Source organism: Aeromicrobium halocynthiae (assembly GCF_039531385.1).
GTDB classification, from domain to species: Bacteria; Actinomycetota; Actinomycetes; order Propionibacteriales; family Nocardioidaceae; genus Aeromicrobium; species Aeromicrobium halocynthiae.
This window is the reverse complement of sequence record NZ_BAAAPY010000015.1, coordinates 26223-42178: the sequence shown is the minus strand read 5'-3', so window position 1 is coordinate 42178 and position 15956 is coordinate 26223. Positions and strand designations below refer to the sequence as shown.

Below are 15956 nucleotides of genomic sequence, written 5' to 3'. Positions count from 1 at the left end.
GGTCATCGTGTGTCCTTCTTCGAGTCGGTTGTGAGAGATCACTCGAAGGATCACGCGGTGGCCGCGTCCTCGTCCACACCAGGGACGAACTCGACGACCGCGCTACACCACTATCGGGGACTCAACTTGGTCGAACCGAAGCCCGAGCACCTGCACGCCGTGATCAAGTTCGCCAGCCGTGCGAAGAGTGCGCCGCTGGATCGGCTCGCGTTCGGCATCGGTGTCGAGCCTCAGTACGTCGAGAAGCCTGGCCGCGGGCGGTACGCCTTCGACAACATGCTGTCGTATCTGACGCACGTGAAGTACGCGGACAAGCACCAGTACGCGCCTTCGGAGGTCGCCACCGTGCGCGGGCCTGACTACCTCGGGATCGACGCCCAGCGCCGGGAGACGTGGCAGAAGGGCCGCGCCCACGTGAAGAAGAAGATCGTCGCCGAGAACTTCGAGGACATGCGGGAGCGCGTTCTCCAGGGTGAGATCACGCGGGATCAGATCATGCTCACGGACGAGCTGTTCGACATCTACTCACGGCATCAGCGGGAGATCGACGACGCGCTGTCGGCCTACGGCCAGCGTCGCGCATACCGGGCGGCGGCGAGGCTGCGCGCCGGTGAGTTCTCGACGCACGTCGTGTTCGTCCATGGAGATGCCGGGATCGGCAAGACCCGGTTCGCCACGGACTTCATTACCGAGGCGATCAACGCGGCGAACGCGCACGGCGAGCGGTGGCAGGTCTACCGGGCCGCGACGGGGAACCCGCTTGATGACTGGCGGGGCGAGGAGGTGCTGCTGCTGGACGATCTGCGGGCCTCGGCGATGGATGCGAACGACTGGCTGCTGCTGCTCGATCCGTACAACGCCTCGCCTGCGAAGGCCCGCTACAAGAACAAGGGCGAGGTGGCCCCGCGCCTCATCGTCATCACGGCGACGATCGAGCCCGTCGAGTTCTTCTACTACGCCCGCCAGAAGGGCAACGTGGACGAGGCACTGGACCAGTTCATCCGCCGGCTGGCCTCGGTCGTGAAGGTCTATCGTGCCGACGACATCAATCGTTACCTCGTGCAGCACATCGGGAAGATCGAGCCCTACGAGTGGCACCAGTGCAGCGTTCCGGCCGCCGCGCACACGCCCGGCATGTACGGCAACGCGTACCACCAGAACGTCGGGTCGCGGGAACTGACCTACGGTCCGGAGACCTCGGCCGAACATGATGCGGATGGCGCGGTTGCTGAGCTGCTGGGTGGGCTCGCGGTGCGGAGCCCTGACGTGCCGCTGGCGCTGATCGGAGGTGCCGCATGAGCACCGAACGCGATGCGCTCTTCCAGGGGATCGAAGGGGGCGGAGCCCCCTCGCAAGCAGCCGGGGAGGACATGAGCGCCAGCGAAATGTCCGACACGGCTACTGCTTGCCATTCTGGCGTACAGGCGGAGCAGCAGGCCGACTCCCGGGTGAACACCGGTCGGGCTGATGCGGAGGCTGTGCGCCAGAGTCACGGCGGCGCGGAGCGTCGTCGTGGCAGCGGCGGGCGGCTCGATACGCGCTTCGATGACGCCACGCTCGGGGCGGTTCGCACTCGTGCGAAGCGGCTCGGGCTGGCTCCGAGCACGTGGGTGCGGACCGTCGTGCGCGATGCGCTCCATGCATCTCGGAGCGAGGAGCTGGACGCCGCCGTGGCCGCGCACCTGCTCGGGGTCGAGGAGCGCGTGCAGGCGTCTGCTGATGCTCGGGAGCTGGCCGCCCAGGTGCGCCCGCTCGCGATCAACGTCAACGACCTGGACCGCCGTGCTCGCGCGGGTGAGCCGGTGTCGCTGTCGGCGGAGGTGCCCGAGCTGATCGAGCTGCTCCGCGAGATCCGCGCCCTGCTCGGTGATCGGGCGGCCTCATGAGCACGACACATTACAGTCCGAGCGCCAGCGCCGCCGACACCGAGCGCTACATCCGGGGCAAGGAGGACGAGCGCGGCGTCGCGATCACGTGCGACGTGCCGGGAGGCCCCGGCGCGTTCTCGGCGCGCGCCCGCGCGCTCACCCAGAACACGAAGCGCGACGTCGAGGCGCTGCACTACAGGCAGTCGTTCAGCGACGAGGAGTTCGACCCGAAGAATCCGGAGGACGTGCAGCGGGTGAACGATCTGGGCTATCAACTCGCGAAGAAGATGCACCCAGATTCCGACTGCCTCGTGGTCAGTCATGTGGACGGACGCGGGAAGAAGCCGCACAACCACATCTTGGTCATCAACCACAGCAATCGGACGGGAAGAGCGCTCAGCGACTACCGCACGTTCCACGACCGCAAGGCCGGGAACCAGCGGGGCGTTCAGTCAGCGAACGACGAACTCATGCGCGAGCACGGTCTCTCGGTCGTGAAGCGTCTGGAGCACGCACCGAAGGACTGGGAGCTGCGCCGCGAGGACTTCGCCGAGGGCGGGCTCGACCGCGAGATGGGCGACCGGATGAGCGCCGCCCTGGCTGATCCCCGTGCGGTGGACAAGGCCGGTCTCGAAGCGGTGATCGAGGAGCAGAACCAGCAGCTCGGCGATGACGGGGAGCGGGTGCCGCGGATGCGCCTCCACACCGCCATCAGCAAGCGAGGGAAGAACGTCGGCAAGGAGACGTGGACGCTCTACATCGAGGACCGCCGCGGCGAGTCCGGGCGTGCCGAGCGACGCAAGCGCACGAGTGCGCTCTCGACAGATTTCACCCCGGAGGGCGCGCGGGCGTTCTTCGACTACCACCAGCAGCAGGAGGAGCAGGAACATGAGCGCAGCGCTCGACAGGCTGAAGCAGCAGAACGCGCAGAGCGGATCGCAGCAGCAGCTCGACAGTCCGGAGACGATGGAGGCGTTGACCTCGATCCTCGCCGCCGTCGAGGCGCAGAACGCGAGGCTCGACCGGCTGGCCGAGCAGCAGAAGAAGCTCGCGGGGTTCGTGAAGGTCATGGACGAGGAGACGACGAGGCGGCTGGAGCGGATCACGGCCCCGGCGTCAACCTCCTCGCCCTCCAGCGACGTGTCCGCGAGGATCGCGAGTATCGAGAGCAGGCAGAACGAGATCGCGAGCACGCTCGGCGAGTTCGCGCAGAGTCTCAACGGCGAGAGCTTAAACGCCGCGTCGCAGAGCTTGGTCGCGGAGGCGCAGAGGAACCACGTGGCTACGGCATCGGCGATTGAGGGGCTCAAGGCGCAGGCCGCGGCGAACCAGAAGCTCGTCAGACAGGTCGGCTGGGCGGTGCAGCGGATCGAGAAGCACACCGAGGAGCGGGTCCAGAAGGCCGTCGAGCAGGTCACCGGAGAGGCTTCGACCACGATGACCGCGAACCTCGACGCGTCGAACGAACGGGCCGAGCGGATCATCGCCGCCACCGCGAAGCTGGAGGCCCGGCAGCTGTGGTCGGCCGCCGCCGCGATGTGCCTCGCGCTCCTGCCGGTGGTGGTCGTCATCGCCGGGCTCTGGATGGGCATCGCCGGGCTCATCACCGGCGCTCAGTGGGCGCTGGACGTGGACGGTAGCGTGTGGCTCGGGATCGGGCGCTGGCTCGTGATCGCCGTGGGCCTCGCGGCGGCCGGCTACGGGGTCTTCGCGTCCGTCCGCTGGGTTGCTGGTCTCGTGGAGACCTGGAAGGGTCGCGGGATGCCGACGTGGCCGAGCTGGCGACGATGACTGGAGCCACTCGAACTACTGACCCCGGTCAGTAGTCGAACGATTGCCGCAGCCGCCGGTCGAGCGACGTCGGTGCCGCGGCAGTCGCCGGAGGACGATCGCCGCTGTGACGGCCACCCCGACTGCGATCCCGGCACCGATGAGCCAAGGGTTGCCGAGGAAACCTCCGATACCTGCAAGGGCTCCGCCCGCGGCGAGGAGAGGCAGGCCGCAGCAGATCAGCAGCGGAAGCGCGCAGCATGCCAACAGGAGCAAGCCCGTCCCAGCACCGACAAGCACGCCCGCGCGATGCGAGTCGTGGCCCTTATCGCCGCTTATCGTCTGTTCCTCTCCCAGCTGAGCGTTCCCCCCGATTGTCTGCGTGCGCGTTCACGCGCAGCACGACAGGAGCGACGGATCGGTGGTGAAGGCCTTGGCGGCGATCCGGATGCCCTCGGCCATGGTCAGGTAGGGGGCCCAGGCGTCGGCGACCTCGGCGACGGTCTTGCCGAGCACGTGGACCCCGGCGGCGGCGAGCTCGCCGGCGTCCTTGGCGACGGCGGTGATGCCGAGGATCTTCCCCGTGTCGGCGTCCACGACGATCTTGACGAAGCCGCGGGTGTCGCGGTTGACCAGGGCGCGGGGCACGTGGTGCAGGGGCAGGACGCGGCAGTCGCAGCGGATCCCGGCGGCGACGACGTCCTTCTCGGTCATCCCGACCGCGCCGATCGCCGGGCCGGTGAACGTGACCCTCGGCAGCCGGGCGTAGTCCACGGCCCGGTCGGCGTCGGTGAACGCGTTCTCGGCGACGAGGGTGCCGTGCTGGGCGGCGACGTAGACGAATTCGGGGTGGCCGGTCACGTCGCCCGCGGCCCAGATCCGCGGGTGGGAGGACTGCATCCGGTCGGAGACGACCACCTCGCCGAGGTCCCCGGTCTTGACCCCGACCGCGTCGAGGCCGAGCCCGTCGGTGGCCGGTCGTCGTCCGAGGGCGAGGAGCACCTGGTCGGCGCGGAACTCCTCCCGGCCGCCGGCGACGTCCGCGGTGACGACGGCCTGCCCGGTCGCGGCGTCGCGGGACACCCGCGTCGGCAGCGCGCGGCGGACCACCCGGATGCCCTCGTCGGCGAACACCTCCTGCAGCGTCCTGGACACCTCCGGCTCCTCCTTCGACGCGAGCCGGGACCGGGCCAGCACGGTGACCTGGGAGCCGAGCCGGGCGAACAGCTGCGCCTGCTCCAGGGCGACGTAGCCGCCGCCGAGCACGAGCAGGGACTCAGGGAGTTCGGTCAGCTCCATCGCCGTGGTCGAGGTCAGGTACCCGGTCTCGTCCAGGCCGTCGATCGGCGGGGCCCACGGCCGAGAGCCAGTCGCGACCAGGTAGTGCGCGGCCTCGATCGTCTCGGTGCTGCCGTCGTCCTCGGCGACCTGGAGGACCGGTGCGTCGGGGGTGCCGGCGAACGCGGCGTCCCCGCGGCGGACGGCCCACCCGTAGGAGTCGGCGACGTCGGCGTACTTCTCGCCCCGCAGCGACTCGACCAGCGCCCGCTTCCCGGCGATCAGGGCGGGCATGTCCACCGGCCCCGCCGTCGTCTCGATCCCCGGGAACCGGTCGGCGGCGTCGGCCGCGGAGTGCCATGCGTCGGCCGCGGCGATCAGGGCCTTCGACGGCACGCAGCCGGTGTTCACGCAGGTGCCGCCGAGCGTCCCGCGCTCGATCATCACCACCGACTTGCCGAGCGTGGTCGCGCGGATCGCGGCGGCGAACGCACCGCCGCCCGATCCGATGATGGCGAGGTCGTACTTCGTGGGCATCGCAGCTCCTGTCAATACTTGGACTTCCGGTCTATCTCAGCCATACTGGACCTTCCAGTGCAGGGGAAGGTCAAGAGGACTTCTGCCGAAAGAACAGGGGGCCTGCGATGCGCATCGGGGAACTCGCCGAGCGGGCGGGAACGACGGCGAAGACGCTGCGGTTCTACGAGGAGCAGGGCCTGCTGCCCCCGGCCGAGCGCACGCCGTCCGGATACCGCGACTACGCGCCCGAGACGGCCGCCCGGATCGACTTCGTCCACCGCGGCCAGGCCGCGGGCCTCACCCTCGCCCAGATCCGCCAGATCCTCGAAATCCGCGACGGCGGCGCTGCTCCCTGCGAGCACGTGCGCGACCTCCTCGACGCGCGCCTCGCCGAGATCGAGCAGCAGATCGCCCAGCTCACAGCGCTCCGAGACACCATCGCCGAGCTCAGGCACGACGCCGCGCAGCCCGACCCCGACTCGTGCAGCGCGGACCAGGTCTGCCGATACCTGTAAACGGCAGAGCCGTTCGCGCCAACGCCACAACCCCGACATGCGCTACGAGAACCCCTTGATGATGCTCGAGAACGCGGGAGCCGCCGACCTCATCTCCGGTGGGCGCCTGCAGCTCGGGATCAGCCGTGGATCACCGGAGCAGGTCGTCGACGGCTACCGGTACTTCGGGTTCGCGCCCCGGGAGGGCCAGAGCGACGCCGACATGGCGCGTCAGCACACGGCGATCCTGCTCGACCTCCTGCGCGGGGAGGGCTTCGCCGAGCCGAACCCACGTCCGATGTTCCCGAACCCTCCGGGCCTGCTGTGCCTCGAGCCGCACTCCCCCGGTCTGCGCCAGCGCATCTGGTGGGGTGCCGGTACCCGCGCGACGGCCGAGTGGACGGCTCAGCAGGGCATGAACCTGATGAGCTCCACGCTGCTCACCGAGGACACCGGCGTCCCGTTCGACGAGCTGCAGGCCGAGCAGATCCAACGCTTCAGGGACGCGTGGGCCAGTGCCGGCCACGACTGGGAGCCGCGCGTCTCGGTGAGCCGGAGCATCTTCCCGATCGTCGACGACCGTGACCGCGCCTACTTCCTCGGCTCCGCCGGCTCGGACCAGGTCGGCTTCATCGACGGCGGACGGGCGCGCTTCGGACGGACCTACGCCGCAGAGCCGGACGTCCTGGTCAAGGAGCTGGCCGACGACGCCGCGGTGGCTGCGGCCGACACGCTGCTCCTGACGGTCCCGAACCAGCTCGGAGTCGACTACAACGCCCACGTCATCGAGAGCCTGCTGACGCACGTCGCGCCGGGGCTCGGCTGGCGCTGAGTCGGGGCCGGAGCGGACGGCCGACGCCGTGACAGGCGTCTCCCCGTCGGGGAGGTAGGCAAGCGGCCGCCCACCCACCATACTCTCGGTATGTCGGATTCCACCCCGCACCTCCCGCCCGCTCCCCCGAGCACGGCCTCGCTGATCCGGTCCTCCGAACGGCTCGCCGAGATCCCGGGCCTGACGCAGCAGGCCCTGCACTGGAACCACGAGGCCCAGGCGCGCCGGGCCGCGGTGGCACGAGATGCCGCCCGGCTGGCCCGCCCGCGCCTGTGGCCCGACACGATCGCCGGCCTGCTGACCACCGGGGCACGCGTCGTCCGCACGGCGGCGCCCGCCGCCCCGCTCCAGCTGCTGAGCACCGCCGCGGCTGCCGCCGGCATGCGCGTCGAGCCGGCCGACGCCGGAGCCGGCACCCTCGAACGTGCCCAACGGCTCGTCCGCGCCGGAGGACCCGCCTACGTCAAGCTCGGACAGTTCATCGCGACCGCCGAGGGCCTGCTCCCGCAGGAGTGGGTCGAGGCGTTCGCGTGGTGCCGCGACGAGGCACCCCCACTGCCCGACGGGGTCGCCCGCGGGGTCGTCGAGGCCGAGCTCGGTCCCGTCGAGGACCGCTTCGCCGCCTTCGACGACGTGCCCCTCGCGGCCGGGTCGATCGGGCAGGTCCACCGTTCCCGCCTGCTCGACGGCACCGAGGTGGTCGTCAAGGTGCGTCGACCGGGCCTGCGCGCCCGGTTCCGTAGCGACATCGAGACCCTCGCCCTCGTGGCGGCGGCGGGTCACCGGTGGTCCGAGGGGGCCCGATCGGCCAACCTCGCCGGGTTCGTCGAGCTGTTCGCCGAGCTGTCGCTCCAGGAGCTGGACTTCCGTCTCGAGGCCGCCAACCTCGTGGACTCCTGCGCCGTGCTCGAGTCCCTCGGTGCCACGCACACTCGCACCCCCCGACCGCTCCCCGGCCTCGTCACCGAGCGGGTCCTGGTCATGGAGCTGCTTCCCGGCGTCTCCTACGACCGCCTGCTGCCAGGTGACGGGCTCGACGGCGACCGCCTGCTCCACCTCGGCATCCAGGGCGTCCTCGAGGCCACCGTGCGCCACGGCGTCTTCCACGGCGACCTGCACGCCGGCAACGTCCTCGTCGATCCCGGGACCGGCACCTTCTCCCTCGTCGACTTCGGCATCGCCGGCCGCATGGACGCGACCCAGCGGGCCGGCCTCGTCCGCTACCTCGCCGCCTGGGCCGGGGAGGACGCAGCCGGTCAGGTGGAGGCGATGCGCGCATTCGGCGCCATCGCCCCCGACGCGGACGTGAGCACCGTCGTCGCCGAGCTGCAGACCGAGCTGGACCTCCTGGCCGACCGTGCCCGCGGCCAGGTGACCTTCGACCAGCTCGGCATCACCCTCGGGCGCCTGCTGCAGGTGCTGGCCCGCAACGGCTTCCGCATGCCCAAGGACCTCGTGCTGTTCTTCAAGAACCTGCTCTACCTGTCCGGCTTCGCCGCCAGCGTCGCCCCCGACGCCGACGTCCTCGCCGTCGTGCAGACCATCTTGCTGGACGTGCTCGCCGACCCGCAAGCAGGTCTCGCCGAGATGCTGGAGGCCTCCGCCTGACCCGACGCGCTCGCCCGACGATCGTGACGAATCGGTGCAAGAGTTGGGCACATGGAGACCACCGAGGAGATCCTGGCCCGCTTCGCCGAGGTCCGCGCCCACACCGAACGCCTCGCCGCCCCGCTCAGCCCCGAGGACCAGACGGTCCAGTCGATGCCGGACGTCTCGCCCACGAAGTGGCACCGCGCCCACGTCACGTGGTTCTTCGAGACGTTCCTGCTGGCCGAGCACGAACCCGGCTTCGCCCCCTTCCAGGACCGCTACTGGTTCCTGTTCAACAGCTACTACGAGGGCGTCGGGCCCCGGTACACCCGCTCGATGCGCGGTGCCATCAGCCGGCCAGGTGCCCACGACGTCGCTGACTACCGGGCCGACGTCGACGCCCGCGTCACCGACCTCGTCGACCGGGTCGACGGCGGCACGCTGGAGAAGCTGCGCCCGACGATCGAGCTCGGCTTCCACCACGAGCAGCAGCACCAGGAGCTGCTGCTCATGGACATCAAGCACGTCCTCTCGCTCAATCCCCTCCAGCCCGTGTACGCGGGCGCTCCTCGACTGCCCGGGACCCCCGACCGGCTGGGCTGGGTCGGGTTCGACGGGGGCCTCGTCGAGATCGGCGCGACCGGCGAGGGGTTCCACTTCGACAACGAGCTGCCGCGCCACCAGCAGTGGCTGCAGCCGTACCGCCTCGCCGACCGCCTCGTCACCAACGGGGAGTGGCTGGACTTCATGACCGACGGCGGCTACCGACGCCACGACCTGTGGCTGTCCGACGGCTGGGGCCGCGTGCAGGCCGAGCGATGGGACTCGCCCTTCTACTGGCACGAGGAGGACGGCGTCTGGTTCGAGCACACGCTGCACGGGACCCACCCCGTCGACCCGGCCCTTCCGGTCACGCACGTGAGCCACTACGAGGCCGACGCCTACGCGACGTGGGCGGGCCATCGCCTGCCCACCGAGGCGGAGTGGGAGCACGCCGCCGTCACGCAGTCCGCGACGGAGGAGAACGTCGCGGACCTGGACGCCTTCCACCCGCGTGCCGCCGGTCCGGCCACCGGCCGCCTGCGCCAGCTGCTCGGCGACTGCTGGGAGTGGACGTCGTCGGCCTACCTGCCGTACCCGGGCTTCCATCCCGCGCCCGGCGCCGTCGGCGAGTACAACGGCAAGTTCATGTCGAGCCAGATGGTCCTGCGCGGCGGCAGCGCGCTGACCCCGGCCGGCCACACCCGCGCCGGCTACCGCAACTTCTTCCCGCCCGGGGCCCGCTGGCCCATGACCGGCGTCCGACTCGCCTCAGGAGACTGATCCATGACACCCTCCCCCACGGCCGCGACACCGCTCGAGGTCCTCCTGGAGCCCGACGCGCTGCGCGACGCCCTCGCCCACGACGCCACCGAGGGCCTCGGCTCACGGCCCTACACCCTGCCGCCGAAGTACTTCTACGACGAGCGGGGAAGCGCCCTCTTCGAGGACATCACCCGCCTGCCCGAGTACTACCCGACCCGGGCCGAGCGGAACCTGCTCGTCGAGCACGCCGCCGCAGTCGTCGCGACCTCGCAGGCCGACGTCCTCCTCGAGCTCGGGTCCGGCTCGAGCGAGAAGACGTCCCTGCTCCTCGACGCGTTCGGCGACGGGCTGCGCGCCTACGTCCCGGTCGACGTGAGCCCGACCGCACTGCAGGGCGCCGTCGACGAGCTCGCCGTGGAGCGTCCCGGGCTGTCGGTGCTCGGCGTGGTCGCCGACTTCGAGCGCCACCTGCCGGACCTGCCCCGGCCGGGGCGACGACTGGTGGCCTTCCTCGGCGGCACGATCGGCAACCTCGACCGGGCGCAACGTGCCGGCTTCCTCGCCACCTTGCAGGCCAGCCTCGCGCCGGGCGAGACCGTGCTGCTGGGCGTCGACCTGGTCAAGGACCCCGAGCGCCTCGTCGCCGCGTACGACGACGCCGCAGGGGTGACGGCCGAGTTCAACCTCAACGTCCTGCGGGTGCTCGCCCGCGAGCTCGACGCCGACCTCGATCCCGCCGACTTCGAGCACGTCGCGCTGTGGGACCCCGACGACGAGCGGATCGAGATGCGGTTGCGTGCCCGCCGCTCGCTCACCGGGCGCCTCGCCGCGCTCGGGCTGGAGGTCGAGCTCGAGGAGGGCGAGGAGATCCGCACCGAGATCTCCTCGAAGTTCCGGCGCGAGGGCATCGAGGCCGAGCTGACCGCCCAGGGACTGGACCCGGCCGGTTGGTGGACCGACGGTGACTACGCGCTCGTCCTCGCCGTGCGCCAGTAGGCTCCCGTCATGGCCACCGTCGTGCTCGTCCGCCACGGGCGGACCACAGCCAATGCCGACGGCGTCCTCGCCGGTCGCACCCCCGGTGTCCGTCTCGACGAGACCGGCCGGGACCAGGCCGATCGCACGGGCGAACGCCTTGCCGTCGTGCCGCTCGTCGGTGTGGTCTCCAGCCCGCTGGAGCGCTGTCGCGAGACCTCGCAGGCGATCCTCGAGCGCCAGGACCCGCGTCCGGACCTCTCGCTGGAGGACGGCATCACCGAGTGCGACTACGGCGACTGGCAGGGCCGGACGCTCAAGGACCTCGCGAAGGAGGACCTCTGGAAGGTCGTCCAGAGCCACCCGTCCGCCGTCACCTTCCCCGGCGGGGAGTCGATGCCGACCATGCAGGCACGGTCCGTGGCCGCGGTCCGCGGCAACGACGCGGCCTTCGAGGCCGAGCACGGCGCCGGCGCGGTCTGGGCCGCCGTGGCCCACGGCGACATCATCAAGGCGATCCTCGCCGACGCACTGGGCCAGCACCTGGACCTGTTCCAACGCATCGCCGTCGACCCCGCGTCGATCTCGATCGTCCGCTACGCGACGGCACGTCCGACGGTGCTCGCCATGAACACCCACGCCGGCGACCTGTCGTGGTTGGTCGCGACGCCCGGGACGGCCCCGTCGGGGGACGCCGCCGTCGGTGGTGGAGCGGGACCGTCGGCCTGACCGCGCTCAGCCCGCGGGCTCGACCTCGGACGTCGTCAGCACGCGCTCGAGCAGCAGGAGGGCGCCCACCAGCGCCGCCCCGACGAGGAACGCCACCACGACCGGCGCCAGCGAGCCGGACGCACCGAGCAGCGCTCCGTCGTCGTCCTGCCAGGGCCACAGCGCCCGCAGCGCCCCGACCATGACACCGGTCATCGCCGCGAGCGTGAGGCGCCAGTGGGTGCGCAGGAGGTAGCGCAGCACCTCCACGAAGGACCCGAGACCGAGGATCGCGCCGACCATGAACGCGCCGAGGTAGGCGAGGTCGCGGTCGTTGACGGCGTCGAGGGTGGGTGCGTACAGACCCATCGCCAGCAGCAGGAAGGATCCCGACAGACCGGGCAGGACCAGTGCGCAGATGGCGACGGCCGCCGCGCCCACCACGATCCACAGCGACGGGTCGTCCACGCGCGACGGGGGCAGGCTCGTCAGCAGGAACGCGACGACGGCGGCCACGCCGGCCGTGCCGACCTCGACCACGGACCAGCGACCTCCCACCATCCGGATCGGGACGACGAGCGAGACGATGATGAGGCCGGCGAAGAAGGCCCGGGTCGGGACCGGGTGCTCCTCGAGCAGCGGCGCGATCGCCCGGGCTCCGAGCACCACCGCGGTGACCATGCCGATCCCGACGGGGACCAGCACCGACCACCGCGCGGACCGCAGCTCCTGCAGGCCTCCCGCGGCCCCGCGACCCCGCGGGAGGTCGGCGAGCAGCTTCACGACGCCCCGGACGACGTGCCCGGCGGACTCGATCAGCGTCTCGTAGAGCCCGACGATGAGGGCGACCGTCCCACCGCTGACGCCTGGGACGATCTCCACGATGCCGATCAGGGCGCCGCGGACGACGTCGATGAGGCTCTGTCGGGTACGCATGGGACTCCATCGGGCACGAACGGCGCGGACGGCACGACTGTACGGGCCGGACCGGACGCCAGCGCACCCGCTCGGCCGGACGGTGGGCTCACGGCGCCCGGCCTAGCATGGAGCCATGGCCACGATCATCCACGGATTCGACTGGCCCGACCGCTTCGTCGTCGGGGCCGTGGGTCGCCCCGGCGAGCGGACCTTCTACCTGCAGGCCCGCGAGGGGCCTCAGGTCGTGAGCGTCTCGCTGGAGAAGGAGCAGTCCGCCGCCCTCGCCGAGCGCCTCGAGGAGGTGCTCGACACGCTCATGGCCGAGGACGGCAACCCGTTCAGCGTCCCCGCCCTGACCCCGGAGGGCCTGACGGACGACGAGCCCCTCGACCAGCCCGTCGTCGAGCAGTTCCGCGCCGGCACCATGAGCCTCGGCTGGGACCCCACGACGGCCCAGGTCGTGATCGAGGCGTTCCCCATCCCGATGGTCGACGAGGACACCGGCATGGTGCTGGACGACGTCGAGCCCGAGGAGGTGCTCGTCGTGCGCATCCCGGTCGGGGCCGCGCGCGCGTTCGCCCAGCGCACCCGCCAGGTCGTGGGTGCGGGACGACCGATCTGCTCGCTGTGCGACGTGCCGATGGATCCGGGGCACGAGTGCGTCGTCCCCGACGACTTCACGTGAGCACGCGTCTGGTCCTGCCCGATGGTGAGCTGACGCTCCTCGGGCGCATCACCACCGCCTCCAACGCGACGTTCGTCGGGACCATCGACGGCGTGCGGGTGGTCTACAAGCCGGTGGCCGGCGAGCAGCCGCTGTGGGACTTCCCCGGCGCCACGCTCGCGACTCGGGAGGTGGCCACCTACCTCGTGTCGGAGGCGCTGGGTTGGGACGTCGTGCCGCCCACCTGGGTGCGAGAGGGCCCCCACGGCCCCGGGATGGTGCAGCTGTGGCGCGAGCCGGATCCCGGGCAGGAGGCCGTGACGGTCGTCCCGGCACGAGCGGTCCCCGACGGTCTGCTGCACGTCGTCGACGGCCTCGGGGCGGACGGGGAGCCCGTGGCCCTCGTCCACGAGGACTCCGTGGCCCTGCGTCGCGTCGCGGTGCTCGACGTCCTCGTCAACAACGCCGACCGCAAGGGTGGCCACGTCCTCGAGATGCCCGGTGGGCACCGTCACGGCTGTGACCACAGCCTGACCTTCCACGTCGAGCCCAAGCTGCGCACGGTGCTGTGGGGATGGGTCGGCGAGCCCCTGCTCGCCCAGGAGCTCACCGCCGTTCGTCGCGTGCGCGAGCTGGTCGACGGTCCGCTCGGCACCGCCCTGGCGTCACTGGTCGACGACGACGAGGTCTCGGCCCTGGCCGGACGGTGCGACGTCCTGCTCGCGAGGGGCGAGTTCCCGGCGCCTTCTGGCGACATGCCTGCCGTTCCCTGGCCGCCCTTCTGAACTCCTCCTCCCCGATCGCCGTATCCTCCGGACATGACCTCCTCGGCCCTGCTCGTCGGCTTCGGCGAGCTCGGGTCGGACGTCGGTCGGCGGTTGGTCGACCTCGGGCACGCCGTCACGGCGGTGCGCCGACGTCCGGAGCTGGTCCCCGCCCCGATGCGAGGCGTCGGGGCCGACCTCACGGTCGCCGCCCCCGACCTGACCGGGGTGGACGCCGACCTCCTCGTCGTGGCCCTCACGGCCAGGCCGCGGACCGAGGAGTCCTACCGCGCCACGTACGTCGACGGGATGACCCGGGCACTCGACGCCCTGTCATCCGTCCCACGCCGGGCGGTGCTGGTCTCCTCGACGGGGGTCTACGGCGACCTTCCCGACGGCGAGGAAGCCGACGAGACCACGCCCCCGCGTCCGGTGGACGGTCCGGCTCGCGCACTCCTCGCCGCGGAGCACCGGTTCGTCGAGCGACTGCCGCACGGCACCGTCGTCCGGATGTCCGGTCTGTACGGCCCACGGACGAGACGGCTCGTCGACCAGGTGCGCGACGGCCGCGTACGCGACCCCGACCGCTGGACCAACCGACTGCACCGCGACGACGCGGCCGCCGCCGTCGTGCACCTGCTCACCCGGCCCGGTGCCCCGCGCACCCTGTACGTCGGCACCGACGACGAACCGGCGCTCCTCGGCGACGTGGCGGCCTTCATCGCCGCTCGCACGGGCCTGCCGAGGCCTCCCGTCCCGACCGGTCGCGGGCACGGCAAGCGTCTGAGCAACGCGCGACTGCGCGAGACCGGCTGGGTCCCGCGCTACCTCACGTACCGGGAGGGGTATGCCCACCTCGGGCCGGAGGACGTCACGGATCCGGGCTGAGCCCGCGCAGCAGTCCCGTCGCGGCCAGCGTCGCCGCCGTGGGCGGCCGCGCCGTCCAGCCGGCGATGGGCCCGGTCTTCGCCACCGCGCGCGGCGTCAGCCTCGAGCTGCTGGGCCTCGCGACCCTCATCGCCTCGAGACCGCGACGAGGGGCGTCGGCCCACGCTCAGGCGGGCAGGACGGACCTCGCCGGCGCGAGGAGCGTCCGCTCCCTCGCGGCGTCGTACTGGTCGCGCAGCGTCGCGACGAGCTCGGCGACCGACTGCTGCCGCGCGACGTCGCCGATGCCCTGGCCCGAGCCCCAGATGTCTCGCCACGCCTTCGCCTCTCCCGTCGGGGAGTCGCCCGTGCCGAAGTCCATCGCCGAGGGGTCGGAGTCCGGCAGGGCGCCTGGGTCGAGGCCGGCGGCCTCGATGCTGCCTCGCAGGTAGTTGCCGTGCACGCCGGTGAACAGGTTGCTGTAGATGATGTCGGACGCTGCGGAGTCGACGACCATCTGCTTGTACCCGTCCACCACGTTCGCCTCGTGGGTGGCGAGGAAGGCAGAGCCGACGTAGGCGAGGTCGGCACCGGCGGCCTGCGCCGCCAGCACCGACGCACCGTGCGCGATGGCGCCCGAGAGCAGCAGCGGGCCGTCGAACCAGCGTCGGATCTCGCGCACGAGCGCGAACGGCGAGAGGGTGCCGGCGTGGCCGCCGGCACCGGCGGCGACGGCGACGAGCCCGTCCGCCCCCTTCTCGATCGCCTTGCGGGCGAAGCGGTCGTTGATGACGTCGTGCAGCACGATGCCGCCGTAGGAGTGGACGGCCTCGTTGACGTCCTCGCGTGCACCGAGGGACGTGATGACGATGGGCACGCGGTGGTCGACGACGGCCTGCAGGTCCTCGTCGAGCCGGTTGTTCGACCGGTGGACGATCTGGTTCACCGCGAACGGCGCGGCGGGCTGCTCGGGGTGCTCGGCCGAGTGGGCGGCCAGCTCCTCCTCGATGCGGGCGAGCCACTCCCGCACGAGCGAGGCCGGACGGGCGTTGAGCGCAGGGAACGAGCCGATGACGCCGGCCCGGCACTGCGCGACGACCAGCTCGGGGCCGGAGGCGATGAACATGGGCGAGGCGACCACCGGCACGGACAGGGGACGACGCAGGACCTCGGGCAACGACACGACCACTCCTCAGGGCTGGACTGGCTCGTTTCTACCAGCCGTCCCGCGCCCCCGCCGTCGGGGGCCAGCGCCACGGCAGTGGCGCGGCGTCATGAACAGGTTCGGGGACCGCGAACAAGTTTTCCGAGAAAAGTTGTTCACCGGATTGCGTGATTGAACAAGTTTGCGGTACATTGTCGTACAGCATTCACCATCCCGATCAGATCCGCCGCGCACCCCGA

At 71.4% G+C, this 15956-nt stretch carries 16 protein-coding genes; 13 read left to right on the top strand and 3 right to left on the bottom strand.

The window, feature by feature from the left end:
- The 4 genes from ABD213_RS14590 to ABD213_RS14575 form a co-directional block, all read left to right on the top strand.
- A partial coding sequence (locus ABD213_RS14590) for a Rep family protein (RefSeq protein WP_344330128.1) occupies positions 1 to 1299 on the top strand: 1299 nt, incomplete at its 5' end.
- On the top strand, positions 1296 to 1886 hold the full coding sequence (locus ABD213_RS14585) for a hypothetical protein (RefSeq protein WP_155224955.1): 591 nt from the start codon (positions 1296 to 1298) through the stop codon (positions 1884 to 1886). The genes ABD213_RS14590 and ABD213_RS14585, both read left to right, overlap by 4 nt.
- Positions 1887 to 1981: 95 nt before the next feature.
- Entirely contained in the window at positions 1982 to 3169 is a 1188-nt protein-coding gene (locus ABD213_RS14580) for a relaxase/mobilization nuclease domain-containing protein (RefSeq protein WP_344330122.1), read from the top strand.
- Positions 3147 to 3659, top strand: coding sequence for a hypothetical protein (locus ABD213_RS14575; RefSeq protein ID WP_230198271.1), 513 nt, complete (start codon positions 3147 to 3149; stop codon positions 3657 to 3659). The genes ABD213_RS14580 and ABD213_RS14575 overlap by 23 nt, the downstream gene beginning before the upstream one ends.
- A 369-nt stretch (positions 3660 to 4028) precedes the next feature.
- On the opposite strand, the gene merA is transcribed toward ABD213_RS14575, so the two are convergent.
- Positions 4029 to 5453, bottom strand: coding sequence for a mercury(II) reductase (gene merA / locus ABD213_RS14570; RefSeq protein ID WP_344330119.1), 1425 nt, complete (start codon positions 5451 to 5453; stop codon positions 4029 to 4031).
- 107 nt (positions 5454 to 5560) lie between these two features.
- Here merA and ABD213_RS14565 point away from each other — a divergent pair, with 107 nt between their 5' ends.
- The 6 genes from ABD213_RS14565 to ABD213_RS14540 all read left to right on the top strand — a co-directional run bounded on the left by ABD213_RS14565 (position 5561) and on the right by ABD213_RS14540 (position 11360).
- A complete protein-coding gene (locus ABD213_RS14565) occupies positions 5561 to 5950 on the top strand; it encodes a heavy metal-responsive transcriptional regulator (RefSeq protein WP_005464729.1) in 390 nt (129 codons plus the stop codon).
- Between the two features lie 37 nt (positions 5951 to 5987).
- Positions 5988 to 6761 (top strand): LLM class flavin-dependent oxidoreductase, encoded by a 774-nt coding sequence (locus ABD213_RS14560; RefSeq protein WP_344330114.1) that lies wholly within the window; start codon positions 5988 to 5990, stop codon positions 6759 to 6761.
- A 90-nt stretch (positions 6762 to 6851) separates the two neighbouring features.
- A complete protein-coding gene (locus ABD213_RS14555) occupies positions 6852 to 8369 on the top strand; it encodes an ABC1 kinase family protein (RefSeq protein WP_344330113.1) in 1518 nt (505 codons plus the stop codon).
- Positions 8370 to 8420: 51 nt separating this feature from the next.
- A complete protein-coding gene (egtB, locus tag ABD213_RS14550) occupies positions 8421 to 9674 on the top strand; it encodes an ergothioneine biosynthesis protein EgtB (RefSeq protein ID WP_344330111.1) in 1254 nt (417 codons plus the stop codon).
- Positions 9675 to 9677: 3 nt separating this feature from the next.
- On the top strand, positions 9678 to 10652 hold the full coding sequence (gene egtD / locus ABD213_RS14545; protein ID WP_344330108.1) for an L-histidine N(alpha)-methyltransferase: 975 nt from the start codon (positions 9678 to 9680) through the stop codon (positions 10650 to 10652).
- A gap of 9 nt (positions 10653 to 10661) precedes the next feature.
- Positions 10662 to 11360, top strand: coding sequence for an MSMEG_4193 family putative phosphomutase (locus tag ABD213_RS14540; protein ID WP_344330106.1), 699 nt, complete (start codon positions 10662 to 10664; stop codon positions 11358 to 11360).
- Positions 11361 to 11366: 6 nt separating this feature from the next.
- Here the strand turns inward: ABD213_RS14540 and ABD213_RS14535 are convergent, their stop codons facing one another.
- Complete coding sequence (locus ABD213_RS14535; RefSeq protein WP_344330103.1) at positions 11367 to 12275, bottom strand: DUF368 domain-containing protein; 909 nt, start codon at positions 12273 to 12275, stop codon at positions 11367 to 11369.
- Positions 12276 to 12390: 115 nt separating this feature from the next.
- On the opposite strand from ABD213_RS14535, the gene ABD213_RS14530 reads away from it, so the two are divergent.
- The 3 genes from ABD213_RS14530 to ABD213_RS14520 are packed head-to-tail and all read left to right on the top strand — an operon-like array spanning position 12391 to position 14573.
- Positions 12391 to 12942, top strand: coding sequence for a DUF3090 domain-containing protein (locus tag ABD213_RS14530; protein WP_344330102.1), 552 nt, complete (start codon positions 12391 to 12393; stop codon positions 12940 to 12942).
- On the top strand, positions 12939 to 13706 hold the full coding sequence (locus tag ABD213_RS14525) for an SCO1664 family protein (protein WP_344330101.1): 768 nt from the start codon (positions 12939 to 12941) through the stop codon (positions 13704 to 13706). Before ABD213_RS14530 ends, ABD213_RS14525 begins: the two co-directional genes overlap by 4 nt.
- A 33-nt stretch (positions 13707 to 13739) precedes the next feature.
- On the top strand, positions 13740 to 14573 hold the full coding sequence (locus ABD213_RS14520) for an NAD-dependent epimerase/dehydratase family protein (protein WP_344330100.1): 834 nt from the start codon (positions 13740 to 13742) through the stop codon (positions 14571 to 14573).
- Between the two features lie 166 nt (positions 14574 to 14739).
- Here ABD213_RS14520 and ABD213_RS14515 read toward each other — a convergent pair whose 3' ends face one another.
- Positions 14740 to 15735 carry an NAD(P)H-dependent flavin oxidoreductase gene (locus ABD213_RS14515; RefSeq protein ID WP_344330099.1) on the bottom strand — a complete coding sequence of 332 codons (996 nt, stop codon included), beginning with the start codon at positions 15733 to 15735 and terminating at the stop codon, positions 14740 to 14742.
- Positions 15736 to 15956 lie beyond the last annotated feature (221 nt).